At 67.7% G+C, this 19,235-nt stretch carries 12 protein-coding genes; 6 read left to right on the top strand and 6 right to left on the bottom strand.

Annotation, left to right across the window (positions count from 1 at the left end; genetic code table 11):
* Positions 1-200: 200 nt before the first annotated feature.
* Together ACTJJK_RS16030 and ACTJJK_RS16025 are read right to left on the bottom strand one after the other, a co-directional pair.
* The gene (locus tag ACTJJK_RS16030) at positions 201-698 is read right to left on the bottom strand and encodes a cell wall hydrolase (protein ID WP_051885222.1); all 498 of its coding nucleotides are present in this window, start codon (positions 696-698) and stop codon (positions 201-203) included.
* Between the two features lie 733 nt (positions 699-1,431).
* The gene (locus ACTJJK_RS16025; RefSeq protein ID WP_440730693.1) at positions 1,432-3,480 is read right to left on the bottom strand and encodes an FAD-dependent oxidoreductase; all 2,049 of its coding nucleotides are present in this window, start codon (positions 3,478-3,480) and stop codon (positions 1,432-1,434) included.
* A gap of 171 nt (positions 3,481-3,651) precedes the next feature.
* Here ACTJJK_RS16025 and ACTJJK_RS16020 point away from each other — a divergent pair, with 171 nt between their 5' ends.
* The 4 genes from ACTJJK_RS16020 to fusA all read left to right on the top strand — a co-directional run bounded on the left by ACTJJK_RS16020 (position 3,652) and on the right by fusA (position 11,811).
* Positions 3,652-5,109 carry a hypothetical protein gene (locus tag ACTJJK_RS16020; protein WP_440730692.1) on the top strand — a complete coding sequence of 486 codons (1,458 nt, stop codon included), beginning with the start codon at positions 3,652-3,654 and terminating at the stop codon, positions 5,107-5,109.
* Positions 5,106-6,098, top strand: coding sequence for a hypothetical protein (locus tag ACTJJK_RS16015; protein WP_440730691.1), 993 nt, complete (start codon positions 5,106-5,108; stop codon positions 6,096-6,098). The genes ACTJJK_RS16020 and ACTJJK_RS16015 overlap by 4 nt, the downstream gene beginning before the upstream one ends.
* Positions 6,091-8,892: an AAA family ATPase gene (locus ACTJJK_RS16010; protein WP_440730690.1), complete on the top strand. Its 2,802-nt coding sequence runs from the start codon at positions 6,091-6,093 to the stop codon at positions 8,890-8,892. Before ACTJJK_RS16015 ends, ACTJJK_RS16010 begins: the two co-directional genes overlap by 8 nt.
* 855 nt (positions 8,893-9,747) lie before the next feature.
* A complete protein-coding gene (gene fusA / locus ACTJJK_RS16005; protein ID WP_440730689.1) occupies positions 9,748-11,811 on the top strand; it encodes an elongation factor G in 2,064 nt (687 codons plus the stop codon).
* 91 nt (positions 11,812-11,902) lie between these two features.
* On the opposite strand, the gene ACTJJK_RS16000 is transcribed toward fusA, so the two are convergent.
* The 3 genes from ACTJJK_RS16000 to ACTJJK_RS15990 are packed head-to-tail and all read right to left on the bottom strand — an operon-like array spanning position 11,903 to position 15,277.
* Entirely contained in the window at positions 11,903-12,919 is a 1,017-nt protein-coding gene (locus tag ACTJJK_RS16000) for a zinc-binding alcohol dehydrogenase family protein (protein ID WP_440730688.1), read from the bottom strand.
* 55 nt (positions 12,920-12,974) lie between these two features.
* On the bottom strand, positions 12,975-14,006 hold the full coding sequence (locus ACTJJK_RS15995) for an aldo/keto reductase (RefSeq protein WP_440730687.1): 1,032 nt from the start codon (positions 14,004-14,006) through the stop codon (positions 12,975-12,977).
* Between the two features lie 26 nt (positions 14,007-14,032).
* Positions 14,033-15,277, bottom strand: coding sequence for an SGNH/GDSL hydrolase family protein (locus ACTJJK_RS15990; protein ID WP_440730686.1), 1,245 nt, complete (start codon positions 15,275-15,277; stop codon positions 14,033-14,035).
* Positions 15,278-15,411: 134 nt separating this feature from the next.
* On the opposite strand from ACTJJK_RS15990, the gene ACTJJK_RS15985 reads away from it, so the two are divergent.
* A complete protein-coding gene (locus ACTJJK_RS15985) occupies positions 15,412-16,317 on the top strand; it encodes a LysR family transcriptional regulator (protein WP_031373139.1) in 906 nt (301 codons plus the stop codon).
* Between the two features lie 222 nt (positions 16,318-16,539).
* Here ACTJJK_RS15985 and ACTJJK_RS15980 read toward each other — a convergent pair whose 3' ends face one another.
* Entirely contained in the window at positions 16,540-17,793 is a 1,254-nt protein-coding gene (locus tag ACTJJK_RS15980; RefSeq protein ID WP_440730685.1) for an MFS transporter, read from the bottom strand.
* Positions 17,794-17,894: 101 nt separating this feature from the next.
* Here ACTJJK_RS15980 and ACTJJK_RS15975 point away from each other — a divergent pair, with 101 nt between their 5' ends.
* Positions 17,895-18,809: a LysR family transcriptional regulator gene (locus tag ACTJJK_RS15975; protein ID WP_031373137.1), complete on the top strand. Its 915-nt coding sequence runs from the start codon at positions 17,895-17,897 to the stop codon at positions 18,807-18,809.
* The last annotated feature ends 426 nt before the right edge of the window (positions 18,810-19,235 follow it).

Genomic DNA, 19,235 nt, shown 5'->3' with positions numbered 1-19,235 from the left:
GCTTAACGCCTCCATGGAAAGAAAAAAAACAGGTCGGCGACTATCACCGACCTGCTTCGTATCCTCAAGGAGGAGACTGCAACGGAGCGTTACGGCACCGGCGCTATGCGGATGCCATGAACGCGGCATCAGCCTTTGCTGACGCTTCAGCCTTTATGAAGGCATCAGCTTTTGCTGATGCTTCAGCCTTTATGTAGGCATCAGCCTTTGCTGACGCCTTTCGGCAACTCGGCCTCGGCGACGACGCGGCGCGGCTTGAGCTTCTGCACCTTGTAAAAGGTGTGATCGCCGATGGTCGCGACCTGGTAGGCGTTGCGCCAGGACGGGCTGGCGATCGCGAGGGCGGCGAAGTGGCTCGCGCCCGGCACGATTTCCTTGCGCTGACCGGCCGGCAGGGCCCAGTTGCGTTCGGCGGCCAAGGCGACGTTGACCGACTCGGTCCAGGCCTCGCTGTTGTTCAGACGGGTGCCCGGCGAGACCAGGCTCGGGGCGAACTGCTTGTTGGCCGTGACCACCTGGCAGACCGTCGTGCCCCACAGGCCGCTGTCGCGACGGCGCAGGGCGACCTCGGCGACGGCTTGCTGGCCGCGCAGGGACTGATCGCGGGCTTCCAGGTACACGGTGGTGCTCAAACACAGCGAATCGGCGGTTTGTGGCGGCAATACCGAGGCCAACCACAGGATCCAGGCCAGTTTCATCGTTGACTCCTTGCTCCGTTGCGCTGGCCGCACTCCGTCTTCCATCTCCATAAATCGGGAGATGGCGACAGCGGTGAGGCCGCATGGCGTACTGGGGAGGGCGGCGGCTCTACGGCGCGCTTTGCCCCGTCACCGGGAACCGTGTCTTGTCCGACGCGGGCGGTGTGGGATGCCACCTCTGCAGGGGTGGCGGAAAAGTTGGCGCAAGGTAGCGACGGCTTGCCAAACAAACCCTGAATGACAATTTCTAAGTTTCTAAATTAGTTGGAGTTTTTATTCTGAATAGGGCCTAGACCCTTGGTTTCATTGGGCTTCAGCCCGGCACGAACCGTGCCCGGGTCGTCTCAGTCATTCATGAGCCGGGCTGGTGGAGGCGATCCGCAGCGTCGATTTGGCGTCTCCGGGCCTGGGTGGACTCGGCAATCGGCTGGATTCGGCCCTGTCCGGTCGCTTCGAACCCCAGGGGTAGGAGCGGCGCAAGCCCCGACCACGACCCGTGGGGTGCCGGCACTGCGATCCAGGCGAGCGTTCCTGGTCTGTATGGGGCCGGCTGCGGCCGCTGATCGCGACGCCGCAGACATATATATGTATCGCCGCAGGGGAGAGGCGACGGCGCTTCGATGTCTGGCTGTGACGCAGCCGCAAGCCGCCTGCTGCAGATCACTACAAGGCAGCTGCGAGGCGGCTGCTGCGTATCACTACAAGGCAGCTGCGAGGCGGCTGCTGCGTATCACTACAAGGCAGCTGCGAGGCGGCTGCCTTGGTCGATTGCGCGCTTGGCGTCGAGTTCGGCGGCGACGTCGGCGCCGCCGATCACGTGCACCGGCTTGCCGCTGTCGGCGAGCGCCGCGGCGAGCGGCTTGAACGGTTCCTGGCCGGCGCAGATCACGACCTGGTCGACCGGCAGCAACTGCTCGCTGCCGTCGACGCGAATGCGGAAGCCATCGTCGTCGACGCCGACGTATTCGACCCCGCCGATCATGCGCACCTGCTTGGCCTTGAGCGTGGCGCGGTGGATCCAGCCGGTGGTCTTGCCGAGCTTCGCGCCGGGTTTGCCCGGGCTGCGCTGCAGCAGCCAGACCTCGCGCGCCGGCGGTTCCGGCCGCGCTTCGACCAGGCCGCCGCGGTTGTCGCCGTAGCCCAGGTCGACGCCCCATTCGGCGCGCCAGCGCGCCGGGTCCAGGCTGACCGAATGACCTTCGTGGACCAGGTACTCGGCGACGTCGAAGCCGATGCCGCCGGCGCCGATGATCGCCACGCGCTTGCCCGGCACCACGTGCCCCTTGAGCACGTCGAGATAGGAACAGACCTTGGCGTGGTCGGCGCCGGGGAAATTCACCTGGCGCGGGGCGATGCCGGTCGCCAGCACGACCTCGTCGAAACCGGCCAGCGCGGCCGCGTCGGCGCGCGTGCCCAGGCGCAGCTCGACCCCGGTCTGCTCGATCTTGCCGCCGAAGTAACGCAGGGTTTCGTGGAACTCTTCCTTGCCGGGGATCTTCTTGGCCAGGTTGAACTGGCCGCCGATCTCGTCTGCGGCATCGAACAAGGTCACGCGATGGCCGCGTTCGGCCGCGACCGTGGCGCAGGCCAGCCCGGCCGGGCCGGCGCCGACCACGGCGATGCGCTTGGGCGCGCGGGTCGGCAGGTAGTTCAGCTCGGTTTCGGCGCAGGCGCGCGGGTTGACCAGGCAGCTCGCGTGCTTGTTCTGGAACACGTGGTCCAGGCAGGCCTGGTTGCAGCCGATGCAGGTGTTGATGTCGGCGCTGCGTTGCGCGCGCGCCTTCGCCACCCAGTGCGAATCGGCCAGCAGCGGCCGCGCCATCGACACCATGTCGGCCTCGCCCGCGGCGAGGATGCGCTCGGCCACGTCGGGCATGTTGATGCGGTTGGTGGTGATCAGCGGCACGCCGACCTCGGGCTTGAGGCGCGCGGTGATGCCGGTGAAGGCGCCGCGCGGCACCGAGGTGGCGATGGTCGGCACCCGCGCTTCGTGCCAGCCGATGCCGGTGTTGATCAGGGTCGCGCCGGCGGCTTCGATGGCCTTGGCCTGCACGACCACGTCGGCCCAGCTCGAACCTTCGTCGACCAGGTCGATCATCGACAGGCGGTAGATGATGATGAAGTCCGGCCCGCAGGCCTCGCGGATGCGGCGCACGATCTCGACGCAGAAGCGGATGCGCTGGGCGGTGTCGCCGCCCCAGGCGTCCTTGCGCTTGTTGGTGCGCGGCACGGTGAACTGGTTGAGCAGATAGCCTTCCGAACCCATCACCTCGACGCCGTCGTAGCCGGCTTCGCGGGCGAGCCGGGCGGTGCGCACGAAGGCCTTGATCTGGCGCTCGACCCCGCCGGCCGACAGCGCGCGCGGGGTGAACGGGTTGATCGGCGCCTTGAGCTTGCTCGGCGCCACCTGCAGCGGGTGATAGCCGTAGCGCCCGGCGTGCAGGATCTGCATGCAGATGCGCCCGCCGTGCTGGTGCACGGCCTTCGTCACCTGGCGGTGCTTGGCGGTTTCCCAAGGCCAGCTGAGCTTGCCGCCGAAGGGCTTGAGCCAGCCGACGATGTTCGGGGCGAAGCCGCCGGTGACAATCAGGCCGACCCCGCCGGCCGCGCGCTCGCCGAAATAGGCCGCCAGCTTGGGGAAGTCGGCGGCCTTGTCTTCCAGACCGGTGTGCATCGAGCCCATCAGCACGCGGTTGGGCAGGGTGCAGAAGCCCAGGTCCAGCGGTGCGAACAGCTGCGGATAGAGCGGATGCGGGGCGGAGTTGCTGGCGGCCGTGGACATGCTGGCTGGATACGCTGGCGTATGGATTGTGCACGATGCCGGGAAAGCCGTGCTAATTCAAGGTCCCCGTCAAAGCGGCGCGAGGACAGGCACCGAACGCGGCGGATTGCAACGGTTGTCACGGACCGGACCCATCGCCGAACATGCCCGACCCTCCGTAGTCCCGAGTTCATGGACGCCGCCCCAGACCACAGCCTCCAGGATTACCTGCGCGCCGACATCGTCGCCGCCGACCTGCCCGAGCTGCAGCCGCTGCTGGGCGCGCGCGATCTGCTGCGCGCGTTCTCGACCCTGTTCCACGGCGGCGAAGAATCGGTGATGGTGCGGCTGCTGGTGCTGCGCGCCATCGGCGAGCGCGGCCAGGCCCCGGACTGGACACCGCAGGAACTGCGCGAGCACTTCGGCTACCTCGACCCGGTCAAGTTCGACACCGTGATCGGCCGCCTGCGCGAGAACGACCTGTTGCTGTGGGACGGCGAAACCCAGCGTTACCGCATCAGCCCGGTCGGGCGCCAGGCGCTGGCGTCGATCGGCCTGCTGCTGCAGTTCAACCGCGAAGGCGACGAACTGGCCTACGTCACCGCGCAGATCGCCGCCGGCCAGGCGGTCGGCCGGGTGCGTTCGGACGATCTGCAACATCTGCTGTCGCGCCTCAACGAGTTGCGCGAGGACTTCGACCAGGCGGTGCTCAGCGGTTCCGAACACCGCATCCAGCGCGCCGCCGGCACCTTGCAGTCGGCCTGGCGCTGGATCGAGAAGGGCACCGAGATCGTCGAAGAGATTTCCTCGGACGTCGAACTCGACAGCCACACCCACCGCGTCGCCCAGCAGATCGGCCGCGCCCAGAGCGCGATGCTGCGCCAGGCCTCGGTGTTCCAGCGCGCGCTGAGCCAGCTCGACCGTCATCGCGTGCACCTCGGCGCGAGCGGACTGTCGTCCTCGGACGTCAACCGCTATTTGCGCGGGCTCGACATCGAGGCGCTCGCCGCGCATGCCGACGACGTGCTCGCGCGTTCGGCGATCCCGGCTTTCATGCTGGCGCCGATCGCGCTCGACGTGGCCGAGTACGAACTGGTCGAACGCGAGCGCGAAGCGCGCGAAGACCAGTCGCTGCCGCCGGCGCAGGCCGCACCGGATACCGACGCCTCGCCGGCCGCGGCTACCGACTTCCAGTTCGCCGAGCGTTGGCTGGACGAGCTGATGTCGCTGACCGGCGACGCTTCCGAATTGATCGACGTGGTGCCGCAGGACAGTTTCTCGATCAGCGCCTATCGCTTGTCTTTGCTCGGCCTGATCGGCGATCCCGGCGCCGAGAACCGCAACGGCGTCAGCGCCTCGATGGCGCGCTTGCCGTTGTCGTGGAGGGTCGAGCCCGAATTCGAGATCGTCGATCGCGCCGGCGTGGCCTATATGAGCCGCGGCCGCCTCGAAGCGATCAGCGAGGAAATGCGACTGGCCGCGCGCGCACCGCGCAAACGCGCGGCGAAGCACGAAACCCCCGACGGCGGCGACGCGTCCACCGACGAACGCAAGGCCGCGGCCAAACCCAAGAAGACCGCCTCCGGGCGCGGCGCCGCGCCTTCGGGCAAGCGCGCCAAAGCGACCAAGGACACCGCAGACACCCGATGAACGATCCCATCGCCTCTTTGATCGCGCGCCTCATCGCCGAGCGTTGGCTGCCGCGCGACGACGCAGCGGTCCGCGAACTGCTGACCGACGCCGAACAGCGCAACGACCTCGACCGCCGCCTCGCCGCGGCCGGCATGCGCCTGCTCGAACATCCTTACGCCGCCAACATCGCCGTCGGCATCGCCCGCCCGCAGGAATCGGCGGTGTTCGGCAGCGCCAAGGCCTGGTCCTCGACCAACCTGCAACTCGACCGCGACGCCGTCGCGCTGTTGGTGGTGCTGTGGGCGCTGTTGGTGCTGCCCAAGCGCCAGCGCCAGATCGCGCGCCAACAGGCCGATCGCGATCAGGACCAGGAGCAGATGTTCGCCGAGCTCAAGCCGATTCCGGTCGGCGCCGAAGTGGTGGAGCCGATCAACGAGCGCACCTTGCTCGCCGACTTCGGCGAAAAGCTCGGCGGCAAGACCCGTATCCAGTTCAACCTGGGTTCGCTGGCGCGGCAGGGCTTCATCGTCCGCCGCAAGGAACGCATCCATGAGGGGCCGTTGTTGGATCTGGCCCTGGATTACGAACGCATCGCCGGCCGGGTCATGAACGGCGCGTTGTCCTTCGTCGTCGCCGAAGCGCGCCACTACAGCGCCGAAAACGCCGAACCCGAAGGCGAGAGCGCGGCCGAAGCCGAAGCCGACGCGGCGCTGCTGGCCGACATCGAGGCCGGCATCTATTCCGACCTCGACACCTATGCCGAGGCGAACGCCGAATACGAATCCGCGATGGCGCTCGACGCCGACGCGGCGGAGCCGTTGCCGGAGCTCGCCACGGATGAAGCCGATGCGGCCGATGGCGACGGTGTCGAAGCCGATATCGAAGCGGAAGGCGATGCGGACGCACAGACCGTCGCAAGCGACGACGCGGCCGACGCCGACAGCGACGACGAAGCGATTGCGTCCACCGAACTGAAACACGACGAGGAGGCCGCGGCCGATGTTTGAATTCCGCTCGCTCGAAGTCGTGCACTGGGACTACTGGCAGCGCTTCCAACTGCCGCTGGATGCGTCCATCGTCACCGTGGTCGGGCCCAACGGCTCGGGCAAGACCACCTTGCTCGATGCGTTGCGCACCCTGCTCGCGATCGAGGATCGCGACACCGCGCGCGACTACAAGACTTATCTGCGCCATAACGGCAAGCCGTATGCCTGGTTGCGCGCGGTGGTCAGCAACCGCCCCGACCGGCGCGGCGGCCGCCCGTTCTTTCCGATCAAGGACGACGTGGTCACCCTGGCCTGCCGCATCCGCAAGCGCGGCGGCGACTGGAGCCGCGACTACCAGATCGTCGCCGGCGACACGCCGGTGGAAACCCTGGAGCAGGGCGGCGAATGGTTGGGGGTGCGCGACTACCGTGTGCGCCTGGCCGGTGCCGGCCTGACCCGCGCGATCTGCCGCGTGTTGACCCTGGAGCAGGGCGCGACCGACAAGCTCTGCCAGTACTCGCCGCGCGAATTGCTGCAGCTGATCTTCGACGTGTTCGAAGACAAGGCCGTGCTCGACGATTACCAGCGCGCCCGCACCGAGCAGTTCGACGTCGAGAAGGAACTGCAGCAGCTCGGCCAGGACCTGGCCGGCCTGCATCTGCGCCTGGAATCGGCCAAGGCCGACGTGCGTTCGTTCGAGGAAGGCAATGCCTTGCGCAATCAGCGCCAGCGCCTGGAAAGCGAAATCGCGCCGAAGGTCGAACTGGCCGATCAGCGCGCGGTGATCGACGGCGCCAAGCCGCGTTTGACCGGTTTGCGCCGCGCTTTGCGCGAACGCGAGCGGGTGCTGGAAGAGATGCGCGCGCAGGACGCCATCGCCGCGACCGGCCGCGACGTGCTGCAGGAAGCGATGCGCGAAGCGCGCCGCCAGGTGACGGCCAGCGAACAGGCCTTCACCCAGGCCCGCGACGCCGCGCGCGACGCCGAGATGCTGGTCAAGCGCCGCGACGAACTGGCCAAGCTGCAGGCGCAGCGCGGCGCCATCGACGTCGAGGCGCTCAGCGCCAGCGTCGAGAACGGCCGTCGCCGCCAGGCCGAGCTCAAGCTCGAAGCCGAGCGCGACCGCAAGCGCAGCGGCGAGATTTCCGCGCAGATCGCCGCCCTCAGCGGCGGCGGCCGCATCATCGAGCCGTTCGAGCGCGATTTCCGCGCCGGCCTCGACCAGGCCGGCATCAAGCACCATGTGCTGACCGAACTGGTCGAGATCACCGATCCGCAATGGTCGGTCGCGATCGAGGCCGTGCTGGCGCCGTACCGGCATCTGCTGGTGCTGGAGAACCCCAAGGACGCGCGCGTCGCCTGGAAGTTCGGCGAAAGCCAGCAGTATCGCCACTTCATCGTCGCCGAACGCGCGCCGGTGCCGAAGGCCGGCGCCGGCACCTTGCTCGAAGTCGTGCGCTTCTCGGCCGACCCGCCGGCGTGGTTGCCGCGCCAGCTCGACCGCATTCGCCGCGTCACCGACATCGAACACGGCTCGCGCTTGCCGGCCGGGCAGGACTGGATCACCCAGAAGGGCTATCTGCGCGAAAGCCGAGGCGGCCGCCATATCGGCGGCACTCAGCACCACTTCGGCACCGGTGCGCGTCAATCGCACCTGGCCGAGTTGCGCGCCGAACTCGCCGCGATCGCCCAGCGCAGCCAGGCGCGCGAGGCCGAGCTGCAGGAACTGAGCCAGCGCGTCGACGCCGAGCAATCGCGCCTGATGGGGCTCGATGCGGCGCAGGAACTGGTTACCCGCGCGGCCGAATTCGCCGATGCCCAGGCGCGGCTGCCCGGTCTCGCCGAGGCTGCCGCCGAAGCCGCCGCGGCGCTGGCCCAGGCACGCGCCAAGATCGACGAGGCCGCCGAGCAGGACAAGGCCGAAGGCATCGCCGCGGCCAAGCGCCAGGGTCAGATCGACGCGCTCGCCCGCGAGCTGCGCGAACGCGCACAGCAGATCAACGGCGAACGCCAGAGTCTGATCCAACGCATCCTCGACTACCGCCGCAAGCGCGCGATGATGCCGGAGGCCTGGCGCAGCGCCGTCGCGCTCGCCGCCGCACGCGAAGAGTACGAAAGCGCCTCGGCGGTGCGCCGCGAGATCGAGCGCATGGACGACCGTCTTTCCCGCGGCGGTTTCGTCGACGACGAGTCCTGCATCCCGTTGCGCGACAAGATCGCGGCCGATCATGGCGAACTGGAGAACTCCATCGGCCGTCGCGAATCGCATCTGGAACGCGCCAAGCGCCTCACCCAGGAAGCGCGTGGCGCCTACATCAACGTGTTGCGCGCCACCGTGCGCCGCTACAAGAAGAACCTTGCCGCGCTCGGCGAACTCGCCGGCATCGGCGTCGACGCCGACATGCCCGAACTGGCCAACGACGATGTCGCCCTGGCCCAGGCCGGCCTGTCGGTGCGCTTCGATTTCGATCGCAAGGGCTGGATCGGCCTCGACGACGGCGAAGCCTCGGGCGGACAGCAGGTCATGAAGTCCCTGTTGCTGCTGGTGGCCTTGTTGCGCGACGAAGACCAGCCGGGCGGCTTCGTCTTCATCGACGAACCCTTCGCCCATCTGGACGTGTTCAACATCGAGAAGGTCGGCCGCTTCCTGCGCGCCACCGATGCGCAGTACATCCTGACCACGCCGATCACCCACAACCTCAACGTGTTCGAGCCCTCGGACCTGGTCTTGGCGACCAGCAAGCGTCGCGGCGGCAACCCTTGGGCGGAAGCGGTGGCCGTGCTGAAGCGCAAGGTCGAAGACAAGGCGGCGTAATCGCGAGGCGGCGGTGCCGCCTCGGTTTCGCTACCCGCCCCTCAACTTCTGCTGTTCCCCCCTTTCGAAAAAGGGGGGATTTTCTTTGGCCCTCTCAAAGCCAAAGCAAATCCCCCGCGCCCCGAATCTCACTCCGCAGCGAGGCCCACGACGGGCGCTCGCCCCCTTTTGCAAAGGGGGCAATGGTTGGCGTAAACGCGGGCTCCGCTCCTGCTATTCCCCCCTTTGGAAAAGGGGGGTAGGGGGGATTTGCTTTTGCTTTTCCTACAGCCAAAGCCAAAGCAAATCCCCCGCGCTCCGAATCTCACTCCGCAGCGAAGCCCGCGTCGAGCGCTCGCCCCCTTCTCAAAGGGGGCAATGGTCCGCGCCCGCTACGTACCTTCGAAGGCAGACGATGCGGCCCGTGCTTTGTGCATCGGGTGGAACGATAAATCCCACCAGTCCTGGCCCCAATCCGATTGACTCCTGACGCGCCGGCCTTACTCTATGCACACCCAAAACCGCAGTCGCACCGCATCCATGAAGTCGTTCCCGCTACTGATATCGCTGCAAGCCCAGCGCGAGAGCGCGGGCCGGGTGCGCCTGCCTCCTGTGATCTTCGGTTCCGGGTCGATGTAATCGACCGATCGAAGCCACACCAGAACAGAGCACCCGCAAGGGTGCTTTTTTATTGCCCGCTGTTTTTCGCCGGCCCGGACCGAACAGGTTCCCGCGTCGGATTCCCTTCACTGCAATGCCCGGAAAACCAAGGAGAACGTGCCATGAATTCCACGGCCGAAACCCAAACCTAGCCGCGCGCCCCGTAGCCAACAGGGACGCGCGGCCTCCCATGTTGGCAACAAGGCAAGCATTCTCATGAACACCACGCTTCGTAACGTTTCCACCCCCTCCCGCTGGCGCAACCTCGGCATCATCGCGCACGTCGACGCCGGCAAGACCACGCTGACCGAACGCTTGTTGTGGAAAACCGGCGCCATCCATCGCGTCGGCGAAGTCCACGACGGCGCGGCGACCACCGACTACACCGAGATCGAACAGCGTCGCGGCATCACCATCGGCGCGGCCGCGGTGCAGACCTTCTGGACGCCGCAGGACCAGGCCGAACACCGGCTGACGATCATCGACACCCCGGGACATATCGATTTCGCGATCGAAGTGGAACGTTCCCTGCGCGTGCTCGACGGTGCCGTCGCCGTGTTCAGTGCGGTCGACGGCGTGCAGCCGCAATCGGAAACCGTGTGGCGCCAGGCGCGTCGCCACGGCGTGCCCTCGATCGCGTTCGTCAACAAGATGGACCGCGTCGGCGCCTCGTTCGATCTCGTGCTCGCGCAGATGCGCGACAAGCTCGATGCGACGCCGTGGCCGATCGGTCGGCCGCTCGGCGCGGAAAGCGAGTTGCGCGGTTGGGTCGATCTGGTCGATCGCAGCGTGGTGCTGTGGGACGACGCCGGCGCGAGCCTGCGGCGCGCCTGGAGCGACGCAGAGGCCGCCGAGTACGCGCCGCTGCGTAACCGCCTGATCGAACAGGTCGCCGACCACGACGACGAGCTCGCCGAGGCCTTCCTCGACGCGCGCGCCATCGATGCCGCGCTGCTCAAGGCGGCGCTGCGACGCGCCACCTTGAAAGGCGCGGGCACGCCGGTGCTGGCCGGCTCGGCGTTCAAGAACAAGGGCGTGGAAACGCTGTTGGACGCGATCGTCGATTACCTGCCGTCGCCTCTGGACCGTCCTGCGGTGCAGGCCGAAAGCGAAGCCGGCGAGGTGTCCCTCGCGGCCGACGCGACCGGCCCGCTGAGCGGTCTGTTGTTCAAGATCGTGCACCAGGAGCACGGCGCGCTGTCGTTCATCCGGCTGTACTCCGGCACCTTGCGGGTCGGCGACACGGTGTGGGCTTCGGGACGCGGGCGCGCGCAACGCGTCGGTCGCTTGCAGGTGGTGCAGGCCAACCGCGGCCAGGACGTCGAGGTGGCCTATGCCGGCGAGATCGTCGCGGTGGCGGGATGGAAGGACGCGGTCAGCGGCGAAAGCCTCAGCGGCGTCGGACACAAGCTGGTGCTGGACTCGATCCAGGCCCAGCCGGCGGTGTTGTCGTGGCGTCTGACGGCCGGCAAGGCCAGCGACCTGATCCGTCTCGGACAGGGCCTGGCGAGCTTGGCCCAGGAGGACCCGTCGTTCCGCGTCGGCACGGATGCCGAGACTGGCGAAACGCTGGTGTGGGGCATGGGCGAGCTGCATCTCGACGTCATGGTCGAGCGCCTGCGCCAGGAGTGGAACGTCGAGGTGCGCACCGGTTCGCCGCGCGTGGCTTACCAGGAAACACCGAGCAAGCCGGTGTCGGGCGTGGAAGGCAAGCTGTCGAAGCAGAACGGTGGTTCCGGCCAGTTCGCGCGCGTGGTGATCGATGTGACGCCGCGCAGCGACGGTCAGTTTGAGTTCGTCGACCGCACCAGCGGCGGCGTGGTGCCGAGAAACTTCGTCGCCGCGACCGAGAAGGGCCTGCGTGCGGCGCTGGCGGAAGGCCCGCGCGGCTACCCGGTGGTCGGCCTCAGCGTCAGCCTGGTGGACGGCGAGACGCATGCGGTGGATTCGTCGGAACTGGCGTTCCAGCGTGCCGCGTCGGACGCGCTGAAGGCGGCGTTGGCCTTGGCCGGCACGACCTTGCTCGAACCGGTCATGGCGCTGGTCGTCGACACGCCTGCCGGCAACGTCGGCGATGTGGTCGGCGACCTGCAGCGGCGTTCCGGACGCGTGCTGTCGATCGAGGACAAGGGCAACCGGACCGACGTCACCGCGCGTGCGCCGTTGGCGCAGTTGTCGGGCTATACGACCACCCTTCGTTCGTTGACGCAGGGCCGGGCCTCGGCCTCGATGGTGTTCGACAGCTACGAAGAAGCGCGCTCGGCGCCGAAAGCGGCATGAAGCCGAGTCGATAAAGAGGAATGGGAAGGGGCCGGCATGCCGGCCCCAAGAGACTTCAGCGTTTTGCCTCGGTGACTAAGGGGCGTACCCCTCACCAACCCGCCAACACCACCTTCCCGATCGTAGTCCCCGACTCCAGGCGGCGATGCGCCTCTCGCAAAGTCTGCGCATCGATCTTGCCGAGGGTCTGCGTGTGCGTGCCCTTGAGTTCGCCGGCGTCGATCAGTTCGGCGACGCGGTCGAGCAAGCGGCCTTGTTCGATCATGTCGGCGGTGCGGAAGCGCGGGCGCGCGAACATCATTTCCCAGTGGATGCCGATGCACTTGGCCTTGTAGGGGTCGCCGATCTTCAAGGCGCCGCTCGGTTCGACGATCAGGCCCACGTGGCCTTGCGGCGCGAGCAGTTCGCCGAGCACCTCCCAGTAACGATCGGTATCGGCCAGATTGAGCGCGGCATCGACCTGTTCGATGCCGAGCGCCTGCAACTGCGGCGCCAGCGGCTGGCGATGATCGACCACTTCATCGGCGCCCATGCGCCGGCACCATTCGACCGTTTCCGCACGCGAGGCGGTGGCGACGACGCGGAAGCCGGCGCGCTTGGCGATCTGGATAGCGATCGAGCCGACTCCGCCGGCACCGGCGATGACCAGTAAGGTCTTGCCGCGGCCGCCGTGTTCGCTGTCGTAGGGCATGCGCTGGAACAACAGTTCCCAGGCGGTGATCGCGGTCAGCGGCAGCGCCGCGGCTTCGGCTGCGCTCAGCGACTTCGGCGCCGCGCCGACGATGCGTTCGTCGACCAGATGCAACTCGCTGTTCGTGCCGGGACGGGTGATGTCGCCGGCGTAGTAGACGCGGTCGCCGACCTTGAAGCGGGTGACCGCTTCGCCGACGGCTTCGACCACGCCGGCGGCGTCGTAGCCGAGCACGCGCGGCTGCGCTTCGACCTGCGGCTTGGGCGAGCGCACCTTGGTGTCGACCGGGTTGACCGAGATGGCCTCGACCCGCACCAGCAGGTCGTGGCCGCTCGCGTTCGGCGCGGGCAGGTCGACGTCGAGCAGCGACTGCGGATCGTCGATGGGCAGGTAACGGGTCAGGGCGACGGCTTTCATGAGGACTCCGGGACGGGACGAGATGTGGCGATGAGGGGGTGAGGGCGAGTGGGGATCAGACCGGTGCCGGATTGCGTTCGGCGAATTGTCCGTTCCAGTACGGGTAGTAAGGGTAGGGCGGTGTGACGGCGCTGGCTGCGTCGAGTTTCGCGATCTGCGCCGCATCGAGGTTCCAGCCGATCGCGCCGAGGTTCTGCCGCAATTGCTCCTCGTTGCGCGCGCCGATCAGCACGGTCGACACGGTCGGCCGTTGCAGCAGCCAGTTCAAGGCGATCTGCGGCACGCTCTTGCCGGTCTCGGCGGCGATCTCGTCGAGCGCATCGACCACGCGGTACAAACGCTCCGGGTCGACCGGCGGGGCGAAGCCTTCGGTATCGTGCAGGCGGCTGCCTTCGGGCAGCGGCTGGCCACGGCGGATCTTGCCGGTCAGGCGGCCCCAGCCGAGCGGGCTCCACACCACTGCGCCGACGCCCTGGTCCTGGCCGAGCGGCATCAGCTCCCATTCGTAGTCGCGGCCGATCAGCGAGTAATAGGTCTGGTTGGCGACGAAGCGCGAGTAACCGTAACGGTCGGCGACGGCCTGCGATTTCATCAGCTGCCAGCCGGAAAAGTTCGACGCGCCGATGTAGCGCACCTTGCCGGCGCGGACCAGGTCGTCGAGCGTCGACATCACCTCTTCGACCGGCGTCATCGCATCGAAGTGATGAAGCTGCAGCAGGTCGATGTAGTCGGTATCGAGGCGCTTGAGCGCCTTGTCGGTGGCGCGCAGCAAATGGTGACGCGAGGCGCCGACATCGTTGGGGCCATCGCCGGCGCGCAGGGTCAGCTTGGTCGACAACACGACCTCGTCGCGACGGCCCTTGATCGCGGCGCCGAGAATCGATTCGGAGGCGCCGTCAGAATAGACGTCGGCGGTGTCGAAAAAGTTGACCCCGGCCTCGAGGCTCAGGTCGACCAGGCGGCGTGCCTGGTCGGTGTCGGTATTGCCCCAGGCGCTGAACAGCGGGCCTTTGCCGCCGAAGGTGCCGGCGCCGAAGCCGAGTGCGGAAACCTTGAAGCCGGAGCGGCCGAGTGTGCGGTAATCCATGGTGGTGTCCTCGTGGGAAAGGGGAATCAGCGGCCGAACAACAGGGCTTCGTCGATGGCTGCGGCCATCGCGCGGTAGCCGGCGTCGCCGGGGTGCAGGTGGTCGCCGGAGTCGTAGGCCGGCAGGAAACGCGCGGGGTGCTGCGGGTCGCGGACGACCGCATCGAAATCGACCACCGCATCGAACTCGCCGCTGCTGCGGATCCATTCGTTCACCGTCTGGCGCACGCGGTCTTTGTCGAGGTCGTAATAGCCGTGGACCGGCGAACCTTCGAGCGCGCCTTCGAATGGCGTCAGCGTCGCGCCGACGATCCGCACCGACTGGGTGCGGGCGCGGGCGATCAGTTGCCGGTAGCCGGCGATCAGGCGCTCGGCACTCATGGCCTCGCGCTTGGGTTCGAAGCTGCTGCCGGGCCAGGCGATGTCGTTGATGCCCAGCAAGACGATCGCGGCATCGGCCTTGCGCCCGAGCACGTCGCGCTCGAAGCGGGCGAGGGCGCTGACGCCCATGCCGTCGTTGAGCACCTGGCCGCCGGAGATGCCGGCGTTGAGCACGGCGATGTCGCGTTGCGCCAAACGTGCAGCAAGTGCGTCGGGCCAACGCTGGTTGCGGTTCGGCGTGGAACCGGCGCCGTCGGTGATCGAATCGCCGAGCGCGATCACGCTGCGGGTCGGGCGTGGCGCGTCGACGACCACGCCGCTGAGCCAGGGACGCGTCTGCAGCACCTGTCCCTTCGCCAAGACGGCGTCGGCGACGCGATTGCCGGCGACGAGGTAAGCGTCCTGGCGGCCTTCCCAATGGAAGCTCTGGAGCGGCGTGGCCTGCGGCAGGTACAGGCTCACCGCGACCTCGCCGAGCGCGGCGACCTCCAGTTCGACCGGATCGCTGAGCACCGGCGCGCCGGGCTGGATCGTCACCGACGGCTGGCCGCCGAAGCTCAGGGCGCGGTCGCTGCCGGTCTCGATGCCGGCAGCGCCGGCGCTGCGGGCGATATGCGCCGCGCCGATGGTCACCGGGCGGTCGCCGTAGGCGTTCGACAGCTCGATGCGGACCCGCGAGCCGCCGACGCTGACCCGCGCGACCTGGCGCAGGGTCTGGTCGCGCAGCTCGGCGGGGGCGCCGTTGGGCAGGACGAAATCGGGGGCCAAGGTCGGCTGCGGGCTGGCGCTCCAGGTGCCGACCCAGTGGGCGGCGTCGGCGGCCTGGGCGGGGGCGATGAAAGCGACGGCCAGCAGTGCGGCGGTCAGGGGCTTGAGCAGGGAAGTCTTCATGGCTTGGGTTCGGCAGGCGTCGCGGATTCGACGGGGCTCAAGTTAGGTTCTTCCGAATCTGGCCGGTAGAAGGCAAAATCGCATATAGCCCATTCCATATTGGAATGACTTGCCGAAACGACAGCGAGGTCCCCGTGGACACCCTCCGCTCCATGCAGACCTTCGTGCGCGCGGTCGAACTCGGCAGCCTGTCGGCGGTCGCGCGCGAACAGCACACGACCCAGCCGACGGTCAGCAAGATCGTCGCCGCACTCGAACAGGACCTCGGCGTGCGCCTGCTGCAACGGAGCACCACCCACCTCGCCCCGACCGAACAAGGCCGGCGGTTCTACGAACGCGCGCGGCGGGTGTTGGAGGAATACGGCGAGGCCGTCGCCGACGCGCGCGGCTCCACCGAAACCCCGGCCGGCCTGTTGCGGGTCAGCGCGCCGGTCAGCGTCGGCGTGCTGCGCATGAACCGCCTGGTGCAGGAGTTCCTCGCGCTGTACCCGCAGATCGAGATCGAGCTGATCCTCAACGACCGTTTCGTCGATCTGGTCGAAGAGGGCATGGACATCGCCTTGCGGCTCGGCGCGACCTTGCCGCCGAATGTGGTCGCGCGTCGCGTCGCGGTGTCGCCGCGCGGCCTGGTCGCGTCGGTCGGCTATCTGCGCAGCCATCCCAGGATCGAACGGCCGCAGGACGTGCTCGCGCACAACTACCTGCGCTTCGCCTGGGCCAGCGAGCACTACGAACTGCACGGCCCCGATGGCGAGACGGTCAAGCTCAGCGCCAACGGCCGCTACCGCATCAACAACTCGCTCGGCATTCGCGAAAGTTTCCTGATCGGCAGCGGCCTGGGATTGGCGCCGGCCTGGCTGGTGCAGGATCTGATCGACAGCGGCGAGTTGGCCTGGGTGTTGCCGCAATGGAAGGCCTCGCCGCACGAGGCCTTCCTGTTGTATCCGTCGCGCCGCTATCAGCCGCTGCGCACCCGCGTGTTCCTGCAGTTCCTCGGCGAGCGGCTGACGCAGTCGCCGGGGTTTTTCGCGGTGGAGTGATGAGTCGGGATTACCGTCATTCCCGCGTAGGCGGGAATCCAGGGCTTTACCGCGACATGGCTCTGAAGTCTCTGCGGCCCGGCCAGGGCGCACAGCGCCCTGGCGTTCACTGATGCGCGAGCCAGTGGCTCGCAAGCGCATCCCGTCATCCCCGCCTAGGCGGGGATAACGGGCAACAGCGAAAGCACGCACGTGTAACGGCACGCGCACGACGGGCAACACTCAACCCGCCGCGCACGCGGCAACCGCGTCGTCGCTTTCCTTGCCCACGGCCATCGCCGTCCGCCCGGGCACATCCAAGCGCGCCGCCCACACCGCCAACACCAGGCCCGACAGCGTCACCAAGGCCGCGACCCAGGTCACCGCACCGAGGCCGGGGCCGTATTCGATCACCGCGCCGCCGAGCCAGGCGCCGAGCGCGTTGCCGAGGTTGAAGGCGCCGATGTTGAGGCTGGATGCCAGGTTCTGCCCAGCCGGATCGGTCTTCTGCAGCACCCACAGCTGCAGCGGCGACACCGTCGCAAACGCGGCGACGCCGAGCAGGCCGACGAAGGCGATCGCGGCGATCTGGTTGTGCAGGGCGAAGGTCATCAGCCCGAGTACGACGGCCAGCGCGATCAGGGTCGAGATCAAGGCCGGGGCGAGGCGTTTGTCGGCCAGGCGCCCGCCGAGGATGTTGCCGAGGATCATGCCGACGCCGAACACCAACAGGATCGGCGACACCGCCGCCTCGCCGAACCCGCTGATGCGGGTCAGGATCGGCTGGATGAAGGTGTAGACCGTGAACACGCCGGCGAAGCCGAGCACCGTCATCGCCAAGCCGAGCAGCACCTGCGGATGCACCACCGCTTTCACTTCCTTGCGCAGCACGACGGGTTCGGGCGCCTTCTTTTCTTTCGGCACCAGGGTGGCGATGACGACGGTGGCGATCAGGCCGATCACGGCCACGGCCCAGAACGTCGAACGCCAACCGTGGTGCAGGCCGAGCCAGGCGCCGGCCGGCACGCCGAGCAGGGTGGCGACGGTCAGGCCCGTGAACATGATCGAGATCGCCGAGGCCTTCTTGTCGGCCGGCACCAGGCCGGTCGCGACCACCGCGCCGACGCCGAAGAAAGTGCCGTGGGCGAGCGAGGTGATCACCCGCGCGATCATCAGCACGGTGTAGTTCGGCGCGATCGCACAGACGATGTTGCCGATGGTGAAGATCACCATCAGCGCTACCAGCACCGCCTTGCGCGGCATGCGCCCGGTGGCGATGGTCAGCACCGGTGCGCCGACGAACACGCCCAGGGCGTAGCCCGAGATCAACAGCCCGGCCGCGGCCAGGCCGACCTGCAGGTCGGCGGCGACCTGCAGCAGCAGGCCCATGATCACGAACTCGGTGGTGCCGATACCGAAGGCGCCGACGGTCAGCGCGTACAGCGCGACCGGCAGGCCGCGGCGGGCGGCAGGCGTAGCGGGGGAGGAGGCATGCATGACGGCGTGTCCGCGGAAACGATGCGGCAGCCTAGGCCGTTGCATCTTGTGGAAAAACGCCCAAGATGACGAATCACTATCAACGATTCGTTGAGAATGTCATGGACCGCATCGCCGACCTCAGCCTGTTCCTGCGCGTGCTCGACCTCGGCTCGATCAGCGCCGCCGCCCGCAGCCTCGACCTGTCGGTCGCGGTCGCCAGCCAACGCCTGAAGCGGCTCGAACGCGACCTGGGCGTGCGCCTGTTGCACCGGACCACCCGGCAACTGCATGCCACCGCCGAAGGCACGGCCCTGGCCGAACGCGGCCGCGCGGTGATTGAAGAGCTCGAAGCCCTGACCGCCGACCTGCGCCAGGCCGGCAGCGAGCCGAGCGGCATCCTGCGCGTGACCACCTCGGCCTCGTTCGGGCGCATGTACATCTCGCCCTTGCTGCCGGAGTTCCAGCGCCGCTATCCGGCGGTGCGGCTCAGCGTCAACCTCAACGACGAGCGCCTGGACCTGATCGGTTCCGGCATGGACCTCGCCATCCGGATCGGCCCGCTCGACGATTCCAGCCTGGTCGCGCGCAAGCTCGCCGACAATCGCCGCGTGTTGGCCTGTTCGCCCGACTACCTGCGGCGTCGCGTCGCCCCGCGCATACCGCAGGACCTGGCCGACCACGAATGCCTGCTCTTGGTCGGCGCGCAGGGGCGCATGGAGTACTGGAGCCTGCTCGACCGCGACGGCCATGCCTCCAGCATGCGCGTCAACGGCCACCTCGAGAGCAACTTCGGCGAAGTCCTGCGCGACGCCGCGATCGCCGGCCTCGGCATCGCCCACTTCTCGGTCTGGCACGTGCATGAGGATCTGCGCAGCGGGCGATTGGTGCGGGTGTTGCCCGATTACACCTTGCCCGACACCGCGATCAGCGCGGTGATGCCGCAACGCCGTTTCGTACCGACGCGGGTGCGCGTGTTCGTGGATTTTCTCGCCGAGTGGTTCGGCGAGGTGCCGCCGTGGGAGCGGGGTGGGTGAGGGGAGCGAAGGGGGCGCTATCGCGGCCTCTTGGGATTGTCGGATCTTATCTTTTGCCCGTGTATTCCGTCGTTCCGGTGAAAACCGGTGCCATCTGATTTCGTCGCGAGTCTGCTGTGGCGCGGTCGCGGCTTGCGCCGCTCCTACCCAAGAGCAGCGGCGGCCGTTGCCGTTGCTGTGCGCCGTCTCGCACTCGCGGAGGCAATCGAAGACCCGGAGGGCGGCGCGCAAGGATGCGCGCCGTTTTTCATCGGGACAGGGATGTCCCGTATGAAAAATCCCCGCGTATGCACCGAGCGTGCGGGCCTGTGATTCAAAGGAAAGCATTTTTCTTTGGTTACCTTTATTTTGTTGCTTTAGACAAAAGAAAGTAACCCGCCGCTTTAGTGGCGGAAGCTTTTATCGTTTGATCTTGCTTGTATGAAA

This window comes from Lysobacter sp. 22409 (assembly GCF_052045105.1).
Lineage (GTDB): Bacteria > Pseudomonadota > Gammaproteobacteria > Xanthomonadales > Xanthomonadaceae > Lysobacter > Lysobacter antibioticus_B.
The sequence above is the reverse complement of the archived record's forward strand: the minus strand, read 5'-3'. Positions and strand labels throughout refer to the sequence as shown.